The sequence below is a fragment of the Acinetobacter sp. UBA6571 genome (assembly GCF_002434085.1).
GTDB lineage: Bacteria > Pseudomonadota > Gammaproteobacteria > Pseudomonadales > Moraxellaceae > Acinetobacter > Acinetobacter radioresistens.
The window spans coordinates 18,736-34,667 of sequence record NZ_DJJJ01000023.1 but is presented as its reverse complement, the minus strand read 5'-3'; the positions used below and the strand labels follow the sequence as shown (position 1 = coordinate 34,667).

The following is a 15,932-nucleotide window of genomic DNA, read 5'->3' as shown; positions in this document are numbered from 1 at the left end:
AAAACCGGTCATAATGGCCGGTTTTTTATATTAAAAGCAAATTATTAAGCTTATTTCAAGAAACCATTTTCTGCCAGAAATGCCATACTGATAGAAGACTCAGGTTTCTGTTCAGCAGCTTTATCACCTAGCAACAAACGTTCAATGTAGCGTGCCAACACATCTACTTCCAGATTAACTTTGCTGCCTGTTTTCCAGGTACTGATATTGGTGCGCTCGGCAGTATGCGGTATCAGATTCAGGCTTAAGATATTACCACGCAGATGATTAATGGTCAGGCTGATACCGTCTACAGTGATCGAGCCTTTTTCGGCCAGATACTTGGCAATTTCTTTTGGAGCAGTCACTTCATAGTAAACAGAACGTGCATCTTCACGGACCAAGGTGATTTCACCAACCGCATCAACATGGCCACTGACAATATGGCCACCGAAACGCGTAGTCGGTAGCATAGCCTTTTCAACATTGACCGGTTGTCCAACTTTCCATTGCCCTAATGTAGTACGGTTTAAACTTTCTCGTGAAACATCCGCTGCATACCAGTTCTCGCCCCATTCAATCACGGTCAGACAGATACCATTGGTCGCGATCGAGTCTCCCAAATTTACATCAGACATATCAAGGTCAGTCTGAATCCGTAACCGTACATCTCCGCCTACGCTCTGCAGGCTCTGTACTTTTCCAAGACTTTCAATAATGCCTGTAAACATAGATCTCTTCTCTTAAATAATTTACCACAGGGCTAATTGCGTACTCACGCCGGAGGTATCTACACCACCAAGTTCAGCAAAATGATAAAGCTGGCTGAGCAGCTGACGTAAAGGCGGACCGGATTTGGCATGGGTATCGGTAATGACAATAAACTCAAGTACACGTGCCCGCTCTGACTGACGCTGCTTGCTGACCCGATAACGTGGTACATCCTGCGTGAGCAGTGTCACTTTGCCACGCTCCAGATTGGCCTTCAGCAAATCCTTGGCTTCTATATTACCATCAGTTGAATAACTGGTCAGAATATAGCGTGCATTAATCGTTGACAGCAGCTTTTCATAAGCTTTTTTAGCATGTTTAGATGAATTGTATGGACTTGGACGTTCTTTGCGCCAAGCACGGTCAATCCCACTTTTATAGCCTTTGGTATCCGGGCTCGGCAAGTCCACCTGGTCCCATAAAGTTAATGCATTTAATACATGATAGTTACTGCTATAGGCATGCTGGTTATAAGGCGGGTCCAGATAGGCGACATCGACCTCAAAGCTACTCATCTGATTAGCCAGATGCTGGGCATCTACACACCACATTTCAGCAGCCGGCTTGTTCGGCTCACCTACTTCGCAGAAACGGCCAGGCGTTAGCCACAATAATGATTCAATTCGTTCCAGGGCTGTTTGGGTCTTTCCTCCCCAGCCCTGATGAAAACTTTTAAATACACCACTGGTATTACTGACAAAACTGGCAGAATAAAGCAATGGCGCAAGCAGGGCACTCATCTCAACATCATCAATTGCACCTTGTGCCTGCCAGGTTGCAATCTGCTGGCGAATAGCGTCAATACGCATACCGTTGCGACGCTTAAAGAACAGTCTGTCACGAGTCGGATCATAAACTTCGTCATTACGCGGACACAGATTATGGGTCACCCAGCCTTTGACTTCAGGCAAACGGTTTAAATAATCAATTGCTTTTTGATAGCCGCCCAGCTCTTTAAAAGCAGGCGCCTCTACACAGGACAAGATTGCATGATTCAGTGCATGACTATAAGGTTCCCAGTCATTGGCAATCACACGATAGCCATTTTGACGGGCCAGACGTGAAACCACTCCGCTACCAGCGAAGAAATCAGCAAAAATCGGGGCACGTTTATTGCCCTGATTCAGGGTACCAGTAATTTCAAGTGCTTCTAAAATCAGGTGGAGTAGTCGGCGCTTGTTACCCAGATAAGGAACCAGCTGATGAAAAAGATATTCATCTGTCGTGCGGGCGGCATGACGACGCTTGTGATAAACCGAAGACTCTGAATTCATACTGTCTCTTGAGTAGGGATTAACCTTAAGCGGAGATCATCACCTACAATTGTAGCATCTTCCAGCTTAAAACGAAGTTGCTCAGCCATACTGATAAATTCAGCATTAAACATCGCACGGGCAGATTGCCCCAAAAAAGTGGGTGCAACATAGCTGATCATCTCATCAACCAGTTTTTCCTGCAAGAAGGCAGAAGAAAGCGTTGCTCCCGCTTCAACCAGCACATCAAAAATCTGATACTGGTTACATAAGGTCTGTAATAACCCTTTTAAAGGCTGTAACGGTAATTGTATCACGCCTAAGTCGGCAAGTTCCTGCCGGAAGGGTCCCATTACCATAAGTTGTTCCGGACTAGCCAATATTCTGGCCGTTAACGGTAACTGCCCCTGACGGTCCAGTACCAGCCGTTTGGGCTGCACAACGGTCTGCAAATCAGTTCCGGGTAAACAACGTACATTCAGCTGGCAGTCATCAGCCAGCACTGTCTGTATACCGGTAATCACTACTCCTGAAATTGCACGCCAATGTTGCACATCCTGCCGGGCAGCTTTACCTGTGATCCATTTTGACTCACCTGAAGCCATTGCTGTACGACCATCGAGACTGGAAGCTACTTTGAGGCGTACATAAGGCATGCCTACAGCCATGGCTTTCAAAAAGCCGCAATTAAGCTGTACCGCTTCATTTTCACAGATACCACTCTCCACATCGATACCAGCTTGTTTTAAAATGGCTATACCCTTACCTGCGACCAGCGGGTTCGGATCAGGGCAGGCAATTACTACTTTTTTTAATTGATGTTTGACCAATGCTTCTGCACATGGAGGAGTACGGCCATAATGTGCACAGGGTTCCAACGTGACATATGCAGTTGCGTCTTGAGCCTGCTCACCCGCCTGACGCAACGCAAATACCTCGGCATGAGGCTGTCCCGCGCGTGGATGATAGCCTTCACCAATAATTTGGCCATCCTTGACAATTACACAGCCAACATTCGGATTGGGCTTGGTTGAATACTGACCGAGACGCGCAAGCTCAATGGCACGCCGCATATAAAAATAGTCTTGGTCAAGTCCGCTATTCACTACCTTTCTCCGCTTCTGTTAACGTTGCTGCATCTGTTCAATTTGGCGCCGAAATGCCTCAACATCCTGAAAGTCCTGATATACCGATGCAAACCTTACATAGGCTACATGGTCCAGTGCAAACAGAGACTGCATGACGATTTCACCGATAGTCTGCGATTTAACATCACGTTCACCCAAGCGACGGATTTGAAGCTGAATATCGCTCAGTACCGTTTCAATCTGCTCTTGAGTCACCGGGCGTTTTTGCAGGGCATGCATCAGGGAACGACGAAGCTTGGCCTCATCAAACGGTTCATTTTTTCCATTGGATTTAATGACACGCGGCATGACGACTTCATAACTTTCGAACGTCGTAAAGCGCTCACCGCAATTGATGCACTCTCTTCGCCGGCGGATCTGGCAGCCCTCGGCAGCAAGACGCGAATCAATGACTTTACTGTCTGCGGCATTACAAAATGGACAATGCATAGACTTGAATAGAAATGATCAACTTAACCTAGTGTAGCAAAAATTCTGCATATTGCTGCACTTTCGCCAGTTCTGCCATAAAAAAACAGCCCCGTAGGGCTGCCTGTCATCAGGTTCCCGCTTATTCGATGCGTTCCCCATGCTGGCTTAAATCCAGACCCATACGTTCATCGTCAGAAGAGACACGCAGGCCAATCACCAGATCAATAATTTTTAGAATCACGAAGGTCAAGATGCCGCTATAAGCAATAGTCGCCAGCACACCCTCTACTTGTACCCACAACTGTTTCATCATGTCGGTAGGAACTGCATCACCCATAATCAGTTCACTGGCAAATACACCGGTTAAAATTGCCCCGACAATACCGCCTACTCCATGCAGGCCAAAGGCATCCAGCGAGTCATCGGCTTTGAGTAACCGTTTAAGAGCTGTAGTGCCCCAGAAACATGATACTCCACCAATCAGCCCCATAATTAATGCGCCACTTACTGTCACAAAACCTGCGGCCGGAGTAATAACCACCAGACCAGCTACCGCTCCTGAAACAGCACCCAGTACTGAGGCCTTGCCACGTACAAATTTTTCTGCCACCAGCCAGGCGATTGTAGCTGCGGCTGCTGCCACCTGAGTCACGATCATAGCGTAGCTTGCTGCTCCATTTGCACCCAGTGCAGAGCCGGCATTGAAACCAAACCAGCCTACCCACAACAGGCTGGCGCCCAGAATAGTGAGAGTCAGATTATGTGGCGCCATAGATTCACGGCCTAATCCCATCCGTTTACCCAGCATATAGGCAGCCACCAGACCTGCTACACCAGCATTGATATGAACTACAGTACCACCAGCAAAGTCCAGCGCACCATCATTGGCTAACCAGCCACCACCCCATACCCAATGGGTAATCGGGGCATAGACCAGCACCACCCAGAATGCGACAAAAGTAATAAATGCGCCAAATTTCATCCGCTCGGCAATCGAACCACTGATGATAGCTACCGTAATAATGGCAAAGGTCATCTGGAATACAATAAACAGAATTTCCGGGATGGTGCCTTGCACAGCAGACGGCCCGATTCCCATAAGCATGAGCTTGTCCAGTCCACCAACAAAGGCATTACCTTCGCTGAATGCCAGACTATAACCAATCACAATCCAGACTATACTTACTACGGCAGTAGCCACAAAGCTGTGTGCCATTGTACTTAAAACATTTTTCTTGCGGACCATACCGCCATAGAATAGAGCCAAGCCTGGAATTGTCATTAGCAGAACGAGTGCAGTAGAGATAAGCACCCAAGCGGTATCACCTGAATCGGCCTGCGCCTCTTCTTCGGCAGGCGCTATATTAGCCGGCTGTTCGGCCGGAGTTATTATTGTAGAGTCAGATGAAGTTGAAACCACAGTTTCAGTAACGGCGGAATCAGCTGGTGTTGGTTCGGCCCAAGCCGCTGATCCACCTAAAAGTGCGCCCGACAGACTGAGCGCAAGCAGCATTTTTTTCATTTGTGTCCCCCAACCTTTATTTCTGAGTTATCAGTTACTCAGCAAACTTTATGCCAACTTAGACAGCATCCGGTCCTGTTTCGCCAGTACGAATACGGATGACCTGTTCCAGATTGGTCACAAAAATTTTCCCGTCGCCAATTTTTCCTGTGCTGGCAACACGGGTAATAGATTCAATCACTGAATCCACCAGATCATCACTGATCGCAATTTCGATTTTTACTTTTGGCAGGAAATCAACAACATATTCTGCACCACGGTATAGTTCAGTGTGGCCTTTTTGACGTCCAAAGCCTTTGACTTCAGTTACAGTAATACCTTGAACACCGATGTCAGACAGGGCTTCACGCACGTCATCCAATTTAAATGGTTTTACAATTGCAGTTACGAGCTTCATTTCAGTTTCCTTCGGCTTGTTTCACCAGTAAGGTTTTATGTTCAATTTTCATGCCAATAATCTCTAAAGGTTGGGGAAAATAGAATTTTTTGGCATGAGACGTACGCTTGATTATACTTGATCAGCTTGACTAAACTTTAAAAAATAAACATTTTTATATGTAATTTTAACTTGTTCAATATATAAAATTTTATATGTACTCAACAGGCTAGGGTATACCCCTCAGCAGTGTTAAAGTATGCCCATATTTATAATTTTCTGGATTCCCTATGATTGAAACCCTATTACAGGCCATTCTTGAGCAGATAGACCAACCTAAAAAAGATATTGAGAAAAATCTAAGGGCTTTATTAAATGAAGCTGTAGAAAAAATGGATCTGGTTTCTAAACAGGAAATGGAACGGCAGCGTGTTGCCCTACAAAATGCCAATTTGCGTCTCGAACAGCTTACGCAACAGGTCAATATCCTGGAAGAGACTTTAAAGAACAAAAAATAAGCACCTTAACAGTGCACTTGAAGACCATAATCAACAAAAATAAGATCATAACGGAACAATAAAATGTCTTTTGCCAAAATTTATACCCGGGGGGTGCTGGGGCTACATGCGCCTTCTATTGAAGTTGAAGTTCATGTGAGTCAGGGGCTTCCTTCCCTGACTATTGTAGGGCTTCCTGAAGCCGCAGTACGTGAAAGTAAAGATCGGGTTCGCTCGGCGATCATTAATAGCGGCTTTCAGTTTCCCACCAAACGCCTTACTATTAACCTGGCTCCTGCCGATTTGCCCAAAGATGGTTCACGTCTAGATCTACCGATTGCCTTGGGAATCTTGGTTGCTTCAGGCCAGCTCCCTGAACAAAGTACAGAACAGATTGAATTTATTGGTGAACTGGCTCTAGATGGCTGCTTGCGTCCGGTAAGCGGCACACTGGCAATTGCCATGGCATGTCAAAAAGTACGGCATCAGCTGATACTGGCAGAAGCAAATGCAATGGAAGCAGCGCAGCTCCCTGACTTTCAGGTCTACGGAGCACAGCACCTAAAACAGGTTTGCCAGCATTTACTACAGCAACAGCCATTATTACCGGTTAAAAGGAAACTACCTGAAGCTGCTCAAGATTATAAACTGGATTTGGCAGATATTAAGGGGCAACTGCGCCCACGGCGTGCTTTGGAAATTGCAGCAGCAGGCGGTCACTCTCTACTTTTTAAGGGCCCTCCTGGAACTGGAAAGACCCTGCTGGCTTCAAGGTTACCCAGCATTTTACCTCCGCCCAATGCCCAGGAAAATCTTGAAGTTGCCAGTATCTATTCAATTGCCAATGTTCAGCATCCCTTTGGACAACGGCCTTTTCGGGCTCCACACCATACTGCATCTGCTATTGCGCTGGTCGGCGGCGGCTCGCAACCCAAGCCTGGTGAAATCACTCTGGCACATTTAGGTGTTTTATTTCTAGATGAGCTTCCTGAATTTGACCGCAAAGTACTGGAAGTTTTACGTCAGCCACTCGAGTCTAAGGAAATTGTTATTTCTCGGGCTTCCCGGCAAATGACTTTTCCGGCCAACTTCCAGTTGGTAGCAGCTATGAATCCTTGTCCATGTGGTTATGCATTTAATCAGGATAACCGTTGCCAGTGTTCAGCCGATGCAATCAAGCGCTATCAGAACCGTATTTCCGGTCCATTGCTGGACCGGATTGATCTGCATATTGATGTGCCACCCTTGCAGGCGCATGAACTCCAGCAAACCACACCTGCTGAGAATTCAGACACAGTCAGGAAACGTGTCATTTTAGCTTATAAACAGCAGCTCCAACGCCAGAGTTGCCTTAACCAGCTGCTTTCCCCTAAACAGCTCGAACTGCATGCACAGCTGGACCAAAGCTCACTACGTATAATTGAAATGGCACAGCAACGACTCAATCTCTCTGCCCGTGCTTATCATCGGGTTTTACGTGTAGCCAGAACAATTGCTGATCTGGCACTTTCCAAAGAAATCCAGACAAGTCATTTAAGTGAAGCGCTTTCTTACCGCAGTCAGTCCTGAACTAAAAAAGCCAAGACAGATTCAGATCAGCTTGGCTTTTATTTCTGAGAATGCTTAAAAACTGTATTTTAAGCCAAGTACCACTTTATTCTTTTGTTTATCATCCATACGGTCATATCCACCAATAATATAATCCAGACTCATATTGGCTCCGGTATCTCCTAAAGGGTGACTTAAACCGACAGTAAAATGTCTGAAATTGAAATCTTCTGTCGTCGTAATAAATTCGTCATCATCACCATAGTAATAAGCGCCCAGAGCAAAATTTGCAGTAAAAGCTTGTGGTAAAGCCCGGCTGTAAGTGGCTAGCAGATAGGTATCACCCTGATTACCCCAAGTGGTATTTTGGGTCAGCGTCTGGGCAGTAATACCAAAATCTTTATAATTTAAGCCAAGCAGTGTTTCAAAGCCGTCAGAGTCAACATCTGAGTTATAGTAATAATAGTAAGTACCGCCTATCGTGAAGCCGGTATCTTCATTGATTGAACCTTTATAACCCAGATAAAAATCATGCTCAAAGGAGTCACCACCCTTATAACTTTCAGTCAGTGGATCGTAATCAGCCAAAGAATAGTCCAGACTGGAACCCCAATACCCCGCATAAAACCCAGATGGATGGCTATAATCCAGCCCACCTTGTATAGTTGCATCCGAGTTCTCAGGAACATTCGTTAGACCACGCAGGTTATAGCTGGAAAATACTCCGATATTTCCGGTAACCTCTCCCGGAAAAGGAAAAGGCCGGGTTTCTTCTGCGAGACTTAAGCCAGAAACTCCACTGATAACTGTAAAAAGAGCAGCTTTAAGAATATTTTTTGACATCTTGTATCCCCTTTAGAGAGTGGCGTGTATTGTTTGGTTTGTTTTTAAAATTCACGCCTAAGACTTAGCAATAGTTATGCCAATTTATTGTTTTTAGAATGATCAAATAATAATAAATTAAAGTTTGCTATTGGACTGGGACCTACTTAAAAAATCAAATAAATGTCTAAATAACAAAATTTACTTCAGTGGGCCTTATTATTTTTAATAATGTAAACAGAATACTGCGACTTTGGTTGTGAATTTTAATTCAGATAAAGCGATACACTTTTTATTCAAGACCATAATTCAAGTTAGTAATAATGATTATTATTATATAAAAGTACTTTTATTTAACTCTCTTCTTAAAATAATATTCTGATTTGAAAGTAAATTTTAAAATAAAACATCTTATAATGAGTTTTTTAAAAGATTACTTAAATTATTATAAATGTAAATATTGCATAACTTTAGTGTAATAAAGATAATAAAAACGTTATTTTTTTATAAACTTTATATAAAATCTAACCTGATTTTGTGTTTTTTCTAAACAAAATAGTAATTTATCTTATTTATGAGGCTCCAATGCTAAAAGTCCAAAAACTTACTTTAGCAGTTCTAATTCATGCTATTGGCCTAACCTCAGTCTACGCTAGCGAACAAAGTGAAGCGAAAGGATTTGTCGAAGATGCTGAAGGATCAGTTTTATTCCGCAACGGTTATCTTTACCGTGATAAAAAAAATGGTGTTCATGACACAAGTTCATGGGCACAAACAGCCATTTTTAATTTAGAGTCTGGTTTTACTAAAGGTATCGTTGGCTTCGGGGTAGGAGCTGTCGGTGATTTATCATTTAAAATCGGGGATAATAAAAACTCTGCTAACAATATGATTCCTCGTGACAGTAATGGGGAACCTTATGACCACTGGGCTCGTGGTGGCGCAACTGTGAAAGCTCGTATGTCTAACACCACAGTCCGCTATGGTACTCAAGTTCTGGATTTGCCCGTACTGGCAAGTAACACTGCACGCTTGGTCCCTGAATACTTTACAGGTGTACTGGCAAACAGCCGTGAAATTGAAAATCTGGAACTGATTGCCGGTAAATTTACTAAAGACCAGATGTCGGATCAGATTTCTACAGACGGAAACAACCTTGATCGTGCAGTAGTTTGGGGCGCCAAGTACAAGTTTAATGACCAGCTCAATGCTTCATATTACGGTTTAGACTCTAAGGATAAATTAGAGCGTCACTATGTAAATGCTAATTACAAGTTGCCTTTAACTAATGACAGTTCTATTACTTATGACTTCAGTGGTTATCATACTGAATGGGATAGAGATGCATTAACTGGTTATACGACAGCAAGTAATCCGGCAGACCGTTCAAATAATATTTGGGCAATTTCTGGAACTTATAACCAGAACGCGCATACGGTAATGCTCGCCTATCAGCAAAATACAGGCAATACTGGTTATGACTATGCTTATAATGCTGATGGTTTCCAAAGTATCTATTTGCCAAACTCATACCTTTCTGACTTCATTGGAAACCATGAAAAGTCAGCTCAAGTTCAATACAATCTTAACCTCAATGACTACGGTATACCGGGATTAAACTGGACGACTGCATTTGTTTACGGCTGGGATATCAAAACTCCAACTACGGATGATGCTCAAGAACGTGAATTCTTCAATCAGGTAAAATATACCGTTCAATCTGGTTTTGCTAAAGATGCAAGCCTTCGTATCCGTAACTCGTACTATCGAGCAAGTGATGCATACCAAGGTATGTACATTGGTGATACTAATGAATGGCGTATATTCTTAGATGTTCCTGTGAAATTATTTTAATTTTTAGAACTATTTAAGTGAAAAAAACCTGCACATTATGCAGGTTTTTTATTGCGCCCTTAATTATCAGAATAAGAACGCTGGGCCTAAGACAAATTATTTATTTGCTTCAGCATAGGCAGCAATTGAGCTCAACACTTCTTGTTTAGCTACATCTGCACCTTCCCAACCACTTAACTTAACCCATTTACCTGGTTCAAGATCTTTATAGTGCTGGAAGAAATGTTCAATTTGGCTGATCAATAAAGGTGGCAGATCGGTATATTCTTGAACGTCTTTATAAATTGGTGTTAACTTTTCGTGTGGTACAGCAACAAGTTTGGCATCTACACCGCCGTCATCTTCCATGTTCAATTTACCGACTGGACGGCAACGAATAACTGAACCTGGTTCAACCGGATATGGTGTAACAACCAAGACATCTAGTGGGTCACCATCCAACGATAAAGTATTTGGCACATAACCATAGTTCGCTGGATAGAACATGGCGGTACCCATAAAACGGTCTACAAATAGTGCATCAGAGTCTTTATCAATTTCATATTTGATCGGTGCTGCATTTGCAGGAATTTCAATAATTACATAGATGTCATTTGGTGCATCTTTACCCGCTGGGATATTGCTGTAGCTCATAGCCGTACTCTTTAACAGTGAAGTCTTCAGATCCTGTCACTATTACGGACAGGATCAAACCGATGAAATTATAACGCCAGCTCACTAAAAATGAAGATTTATCTGAGCAATGCTTTAATCAACTAATCTTGATGGTAATAATCAGTAGAAATATTGGACAAAGTAGTGAAAGGCACCAGATGATCGAGCGCAACATAGCCAGATTGGCCAGGTAACAAATACCATAGATGACCCGTAACACCAGATAGGCCAAACCTAAGGTCATAATAATACTCTGTGGTACGACCATGTACTCTGCCATTAACACTGCCGCAATAAAAAGCGGTAAACTCTCAAAACCGTTCTGCTGTGCCGCATTGGCCCTGGCAGCAACACCTTTGGTCTGGGCAAGAAATTCACGTGGATTCTGGTTATCTCTGGCTTTAAATCCACCAGCCATCTTGGCAATGCCTGTAAATACATAGGGCAAAAGACAAGCTGCTAAAATGATATAAATGATCCCGCTTATGCCATGCATGAATATTGTTCTCATCAATTCCCAGTGAAAGATATATCATAGCATGGTGTTTTAGCGACAAATTTTGTTAAATATAGTGTTTTTATAAATCTGATGAGTGAACACGGCATGTTAGCACCTGATGAAAAAGATATGTTTGAAGTGCTGGAGAAACAGCAGCAGCATCAGCGTCAAGTTGACCGCGTTTTTAAGATCGTACTGCCTATTACTGCATTTTTACTGAGTGTTATCTGTGCCAATATGAACTGGGCATCCTGGTTGGGTACTTTTATTATCCTGACTATAGCCTTTTATGCAGTTGGTATTAAACGTTTACCACTCTGGCACTGGCTGGTCATTGTACTCATCTACTGTCTGATTGATAACTTTCTGACCTATAAAACTCTTCATATTTCAGGTTTAAGTCGTCAGTTTGGTACGATGTTTATTTTTCTCGGTATAGTGGGTATTGGACGGCCTTATTTTGACCGGTGGTTAATGAAAAAATAATTTTAGGACAATAAAAAAGCGCCCGAAGGCGCTTTTATTTTAAGCAGTTTTTCGTAAATCTTTACGCAGGATTTTACCAACATTTGATTTTGGCAATTCTTCCATAAACTCCACATAACGCGGGCGTTTATAACCGGTCAGATTTTCTTTAGCAAATGCCAGAACTTCTTCAGTTGTTAAGGAAGAATCTTTTTTAACCACAAACAGTTTAGGCACTTCACCTGATTTCTCGTCTGCCACACCAATAGCAGCCACTTCCAGTACTTTAGGATGTTTAGCAATCACTTCTTCAATTTCAGATGGATAAACATTAAAGCCAGAAACCAGAATCATATCCTTTTTACGGTCTACAATTTTTACATAGCCCCGGTCATTCATGATGCCGATATCACCGGTACGGAAAAAGCCGTCTTTAGTCATGACTTTTTCAGTTTCTTCCGGACGATTCCAGTAGCCTTTCATTACCTGTGGACCACGGATCGAGATTTCTCCCTGCTCACCCAAAGCAACTTCATTACCATCATCATCCAGAATAGCCACTTCTGTTAATGGCAGTGGGATACCAATCGTGCCGCTAAATTCTGTAGAGGCTGGTGGATTAGCAGTTGCCACTGGCGAGGTTTCAGACAAGCCATAACCTTCAATGATAGTAGTTCCGGTAACCCGTTTCCAGGCTTCAGCCGTAGATGGCAGTACAGCCATACCGCCCCCCATAGCCATTTTCATTTTGCTATGGTCAAGCTGCTTGAACTCTTCGTTATGCACCAGTGCATTGAACAGTGTGTTAACCGCCGGGAAGAATGATGGCTGATATTTACGCAGCTCTTTAATAACGCCTGGTAGATCACGCGGGTTAGGAATCAGAACGTTTGCTTGGCCTTTATACATGCCATACAGGGCACAAACCATAAATGCAAAGATATGATAAAGCGGTAGCGCACAGAAAATACGGTCATTTTTGTCCCCATCTGTTGCACCAAATTTGCTCTGAAAAATACCGTCACATTGCAACATGTTGGCAACCAGATTCCGATGTGTCAGTTCGGCGCCTTTGGATACCCCTGTAGTTCCGCCCGTATACTGAAGAACAGCAGTATCACTTAAGGTCAGATTGGGGCGCTTATAATTGCTTGGATTAGCTTTTGCCAGTGCTGCATTAAACTTGTTGTGCCCCGGAATATTCCATTCTGGAATCTGCTTGCGTACTTTACGCAGGACAAAGTTTACCAGTGTGCCTTTCAAGGTACCCAGCATATCGCCTACCGAAGCAACCACCACATGCTTGACCGGTGTTTTACCGATAATTGCCTGATAGACAGAAGCAAAGTTTTCTACAATAACCAATACTTCAGAACCTGAATCATTCAGCTGATGTTCAAGTTCACGCGCCGTATAAAGCGGGTTGACGTTGACTAATATGAGGCCGGCACGGAATACACCGAGTGCAACAACAGGATATTGCAGGACATTTGGCATCATAACCGCAACACGTGTGCCTTTTGCTAACCCCAAGCTTTGCAAATAGGCAGCAAACTTGCGGCTTGCTTCCTCAAGTTCATTAAAGGACATGGCTTTATCCATAAAGATAAAGGCATCACGTGTACCAAACTTTTGGAAATTACGTTCGAAAATATCGACCAGCGAGGTATCTTCTGGGGGTAATTCTACAGTTTCCGGTATCCCTGTCTTTTGGTATTCAGCGAACCAAATCTTTTCCATAATGCCATTTTCTCCAATCAATATCCTTAGTCAAATATTTTTCAATGACGAGCCTATTTTTTAACTTGTTTATGCTCGATCATTGCATCCATCTTCACGAATACATTCACATATATAACGTATTTATGAACATGGATGCTAGTATTATCTTTGAATCAGGAGTCTATTTACTTTTTGATATCCTCTTGGCAGAAGTTGCCCTTTAGACGCTCTTTTTCCTAAGTATTTATCTAAATCGCCCGGTTTTATATTAAGAATTTTCTGACCTGCAATTACCTGAATTATTTCATTTAAATTCAAAGTTGTCATAGATAATAGCTGCTCGTCCTGCTCAAGTTGTATCAACTTGTTTCCTTTACCCTTGTTGAGACTTGGCAATTCTGACACGGGTAAGACCAGCAAGCGGCCTGTATCAGTTAATAAGGCCAGATGAGAGCAATCTGGATTTACCAGCAATGGTAAAGCTTTGCCACCTTCAGGAATACTGAGAAATGCCTTACCGGCTTTGGCATTAGTATCCAGCTGTTTTGCCTGGGTTTTAAAGCCATAACCCTTAGAACTGATCGCAATAATTTCCTGATCATCTTCTTCAACCAGTATCTGAATAAAGGAAACGCCATTCGCTGGAGAAAGTTTAGAACTGAGCGGTTCTCCCAAACCTCTTGCAGAAGGCAGACTGTTGATAGCCAGTGCATAACTCCGGCCGGTTTCATCCAGAATATAAACACGCTGGTTACTTTTACCAGAAGCATGACTTAAATACTGATCTCCAGCACGATAGTTAAGCTTTTCTGCATCGACATCTGCACCTTTAGCAGAGCGAATCCAGCCTGCTTCTGATAGAATTACAGTGACTGGTTCTGCCGGAATCAGGTCCTGCTCACGCATCTGAACCGCACCTTCACGCTCCACAATAGGAGAACGGCGCCCATCCCCAAATTTTTTGGCGTCTTCTTTTAATTCACCAATAATCAGATTCTTTAAAGACTCAGGATTAGCCAGCTGTTCACGAATAAGAGCAGCACGTGCCGAAAGCTCATCCTGTTCCTGACGGATTTCTATTTCCTGAAGCTTGGCCAAGTGCCGCAGTTTTAATTCAAGAATTGCCTCAGCCTGGGTTTCATCAATTTTAAAGGTCTGAATCAGTACGGCCTTAGGATGATCTTCTTCACGAATAATGCGAATTACAGTATCAATATCCAGATAGGCAATTAAAAGTCCGGCCAATATATGCAGACGTTTTTCAATCTTGTTGAGATGATACTGCAGTCGGCGGGTAACTGTCTCTTTACGGATTTCAATCCATTCCAGCAGGATTTTCCGGATAGATTTAACCTGTGGACGCCCATCGGCACCAATCATGTTCAGATTGACACGGTAACTACTTTCCAAATCCGTAGTAGCAAACAGATGGCTCATCACAGTGTCGGCATCTACCCGGTTAGAGCGCAGGACAATGACCAGGCGGGTCGGATTGACATGATCAGACTCATCCCGAAGATCACTAACTAATGGCAGCTTTTTGGCCTGCATTTGGTCAGCAATCTGGGTAATAATTTTAGAGCCTGAGACCTGATAAGGCAGCTCAGTAATAATAATTTCATTTTTTTCGACCGTATACACTGCACGCATACGATAACTGCCACGCCCGGTAGACTGGATTTTTAGCAGTTCATCTTTTGAGGTGATAATTTCAGCTTTAGTCGGCAGGTCAGGCCCTGGAATATACTCGGCCAGTTTGGCCTCGCTGGTATTCGGATTACGGATTAATGCAATAGTTCCCTTAATGACTTCACGCAGGTTATGCGGCGGAATATCTGTTGCCATACCAACCGCGATGCCTGTAGTACCGTTCATAAGAATATTAGGTACGCGGGCAGGCAAGGTTACCGGTTCTTTAAGCGAGCCATCAAAGTTATCCTGCCATTCTACTGTGCCCTGCCCAAGTTCAGACAATAATACTTCACTATACTGGGACAGCTTCGCTTCGGTATAACGCATGGCTGCAAATGATTTTGGATCATCCGGTGAACCCCAGTTACCTTGGCCTTCAATAAACGGATAACGGTAGCTGAACGGTTGTGCCATCAATACCATAGCTTCATAACAGGCCGAGTCACCATGCGGATGATATTTACCCAGCACATCACCCACTGTACGCGCGGATTTTTTTGGCTTGCCACTGTGTTTCAGACCAAGTTCGCTCATAGCATAAACGATACGGCGTTGAACAGGTTTAAGGCCATCACTAATATGCGGTAAGGCACGATCCATGATTACATACATGGCATAGTTCAGGTAAGCCTGTTCGGTAAATTCTGCTACTGAGCGGTTTTCTGTCGCATGATGCGCAAGGCTTGTCATAACAACCTATAATCCTAAATCAATCGTTT

General features: G+C 43.4%; 15 protein-coding genes. 4 read left to right on the top strand and 11 right to left on the bottom strand.

The features are described 5' to 3' along the window. Positions 1-50: 50 nt before the first annotated feature. From B3X18_RS03170 to glnK, 6 genes are all read right to left on the bottom strand, one after another. Positions 51-710, bottom strand: a complete 660-nt coding sequence (locus B3X18_RS03170) for a riboflavin synthase (RefSeq protein ID WP_005017171.1) — start codon at positions 708-710, stop codon at positions 51-53. A 21-nt stretch (positions 711-731) separates the two neighbouring features. Next, a complete protein-coding gene (locus B3X18_RS03165; RefSeq protein WP_005017173.1) occupies positions 732-2,024 on the bottom strand; it encodes a DNA adenine methylase in 1,293 nt (430 codons plus the stop codon). Next, entirely contained in the window at positions 2,021-3,109 is a 1,089-nt protein-coding gene (ribD, locus tag B3X18_RS03160) for a bifunctional diaminohydroxyphosphoribosylaminopyrimidine deaminase/5-amino-6-(5-phosphoribosylamino)uracil reductase RibD (protein ID WP_005022938.1), read from the bottom strand. The genes B3X18_RS03165 and ribD overlap by 4 nt, the downstream gene beginning before the upstream one ends. 18 nt (positions 3,110-3,127) lie before the next feature. Beyond that, complete coding sequence (gene nrdR / locus B3X18_RS03155) at positions 3,128-3,580, bottom strand: transcriptional regulator NrdR (protein ID WP_005017176.1); 453 nt, start codon at positions 3,578-3,580, stop codon at positions 3,128-3,130. A gap of 121 nt (positions 3,581-3,701) precedes the next feature. After that, entirely contained in the window at positions 3,702-5,084 is a 1,383-nt protein-coding gene (locus B3X18_RS03150; RefSeq protein WP_005017177.1) for an ammonium transporter, read from the bottom strand. A 58-nt stretch (positions 5,085-5,142) separates the two neighbouring features. Then, the gene (gene glnK / locus B3X18_RS03145; RefSeq protein WP_005017180.1) at positions 5,143-5,481 is read right to left on the bottom strand and encodes a P-II family nitrogen regulator; all 339 of its coding nucleotides are present in this window, start codon (positions 5,479-5,481) and stop codon (positions 5,143-5,145) included. Between the two features lie 269 nt (positions 5,482-5,750). Here glnK and B3X18_RS03140 point away from each other — a divergent pair, with 269 nt between their 5' ends. Both B3X18_RS03140 and B3X18_RS03135 read left to right on the top strand, forming a co-directional pair. Continuing rightward, positions 5,751-5,978 (top strand): accessory factor UbiK family protein, encoded by a 228-nt coding sequence (locus B3X18_RS03140; RefSeq protein WP_034675884.1) that lies wholly within the window; start codon positions 5,751-5,753, stop codon positions 5,976-5,978. 63 nt (positions 5,979-6,041) lie between these two features. Beyond that, a complete protein-coding gene (locus B3X18_RS03135) occupies positions 6,042-7,526 on the top strand; it encodes a YifB family Mg chelatase-like AAA ATPase (protein WP_034688775.1) in 1,485 nt (494 codons plus the stop codon). 54 nt (positions 7,527-7,580) lie between these two features. Here the strand turns inward: B3X18_RS03135 and B3X18_RS03130 are convergent, their stop codons facing one another. Continuing rightward, positions 7,581-8,348, bottom strand: coding sequence for a TorF family putative porin (locus B3X18_RS03130; RefSeq protein ID WP_034688773.1), 768 nt, complete (start codon positions 8,346-8,348; stop codon positions 7,581-7,583). A 564-nt stretch (positions 8,349-8,912) separates the two neighbouring features. Here B3X18_RS03130 and B3X18_RS03125 point away from each other — a divergent pair. After that, the gene (locus B3X18_RS03125; RefSeq protein WP_286935130.1) at positions 8,913-10,181 is read left to right on the top strand and encodes an OprD family outer membrane porin; all 1,269 of its coding nucleotides are present in this window, start codon (positions 8,913-8,915) and stop codon (positions 10,179-10,181) included. Between the two features lie 96 nt (positions 10,182-10,277). Here the strand turns inward: B3X18_RS03125 and ppa are convergent, their stop codons facing one another. Together ppa and B3X18_RS03115 are read right to left on the bottom strand one after the other, a co-directional pair. Then, positions 10,278-10,814 (bottom strand): inorganic diphosphatase, encoded by a 537-nt coding sequence (gene ppa / locus B3X18_RS03120; RefSeq protein ID WP_005017195.1) that lies wholly within the window; start codon positions 10,812-10,814, stop codon positions 10,278-10,280. A gap of 118 nt (positions 10,815-10,932) precedes the next feature. Further along, positions 10,933-11,331 (bottom strand): MAPEG family protein, encoded by a 399-nt coding sequence (locus B3X18_RS03115; protein WP_034688770.1) that lies wholly within the window; start codon positions 11,329-11,331, stop codon positions 10,933-10,935. A 108-nt stretch (positions 11,332-11,439) separates the two neighbouring features. Here B3X18_RS03115 and B3X18_RS03110 point away from each other — a divergent pair, with 108 nt between their 5' ends. Beyond that, positions 11,440-11,820, top strand: a complete 381-nt coding sequence (locus tag B3X18_RS03110; RefSeq protein ID WP_005017201.1) for a membrane protein — start codon at positions 11,440-11,442, stop codon at positions 11,818-11,820. 39 nt (positions 11,821-11,859) lie between these two features. On the opposite strand, the gene B3X18_RS03105 is transcribed toward B3X18_RS03110, so the two are convergent. Together B3X18_RS03105 and parC are read right to left on the bottom strand one after the other, a co-directional pair. Continuing rightward, positions 11,860-13,539, bottom strand: coding sequence for a long-chain-fatty-acid--CoA ligase (locus tag B3X18_RS03105; RefSeq protein ID WP_286935129.1), 1,680 nt, complete (start codon positions 13,537-13,539; stop codon positions 11,860-11,862). Positions 13,540-13,683: 144 nt separating this feature from the next. Continuing rightward, positions 13,684-15,903: a DNA topoisomerase IV subunit A gene (gene parC, locus B3X18_RS03100; protein ID WP_034688767.1), complete on the bottom strand. Its 2,220-nt coding sequence runs from the start codon at positions 15,901-15,903 to the stop codon at positions 13,684-13,686. Positions 15,904-15,932: the final 29 nt, after the last annotated feature.

Coding starts and splice junctions, on each gene's coding strand:
- B3X18_RS03170 (WP_005017171.1), bottom strand. CDS start 710: ATGTTTACAGGCATTATTGAAAGTCTTGGAAAAGTACAGAGCCTGCAG.
- B3X18_RS03165 (WP_005017173.1), bottom strand. CDS start 2,024: ATGAATTCAGAGTCTTCGGTTTATCACAAGCGTCGTCATGCCGCCCGC.
- nrdR (WP_005017176.1), bottom strand. CDS start 3,580: ATGCATTGTCCATTTTGTAATGCCGCAGACAGTAAAGTCATTGATTCG.
- B3X18_RS03150 (WP_005017177.1), bottom strand. CDS start 5,084: ATGAAAAAAATGCTGCTTGCGCTCAGTCTGTCGGGCGCACTTTTAGGT.
- glnK (WP_005017180.1), bottom strand. CDS start 5,481: ATGAAGCTCGTAACTGCAATTGTAAAACCATTTAAATTGGATGACGTG.
- B3X18_RS03140 (WP_034675884.1), top strand. CDS start 5,751: ATGATTGAAACCCTATTACAGGCCATTCTTGAGCAGATAGACCAACCT.
- B3X18_RS03135 (WP_034688775.1), top strand. CDS start 6,042: ATGTCTTTTGCCAAAATTTATACCCGGGGGGTGCTGGGGCTACATGCG.
- B3X18_RS03130 (WP_034688773.1), bottom strand. CDS start 8,348: ATGTCAAAAAATATTCTTAAAGCTGCTCTTTTTACAGTTATCAGTGGA.
- B3X18_RS03125 (WP_286935130.1), top strand. CDS start 8,913: ATGCTAAAAGTCCAAAAACTTACTTTAGCAGTTCTAATTCATGCTATT.
- ppa (WP_005017195.1), bottom strand. CDS start 10,814: ATGAGCTACAGCAATATCCCAGCGGGTAAAGATGCACCAAATGACATC.
- B3X18_RS03115 (WP_034688770.1), bottom strand. CDS start 11,331: ATGCATGGCATAAGCGGGATCATTTATATCATTTTAGCAGCTTGTCTT.
- B3X18_RS03110 (WP_005017201.1), top strand. CDS start 11,440: ATGTTAGCACCTGATGAAAAAGATATGTTTGAAGTGCTGGAGAAACAG.
- B3X18_RS03105 (WP_286935129.1), bottom strand. CDS start 13,539: ATGGAAAAGATTTGGTTCGCTGAATACCAAAAGACAGGGATACCGGAA.
- parC (WP_034688767.1), bottom strand. CDS start 15,903: ATGACAAGCCTTGCGCATCATGCGACAGAAAACCGCTCAGTAGCAGAA.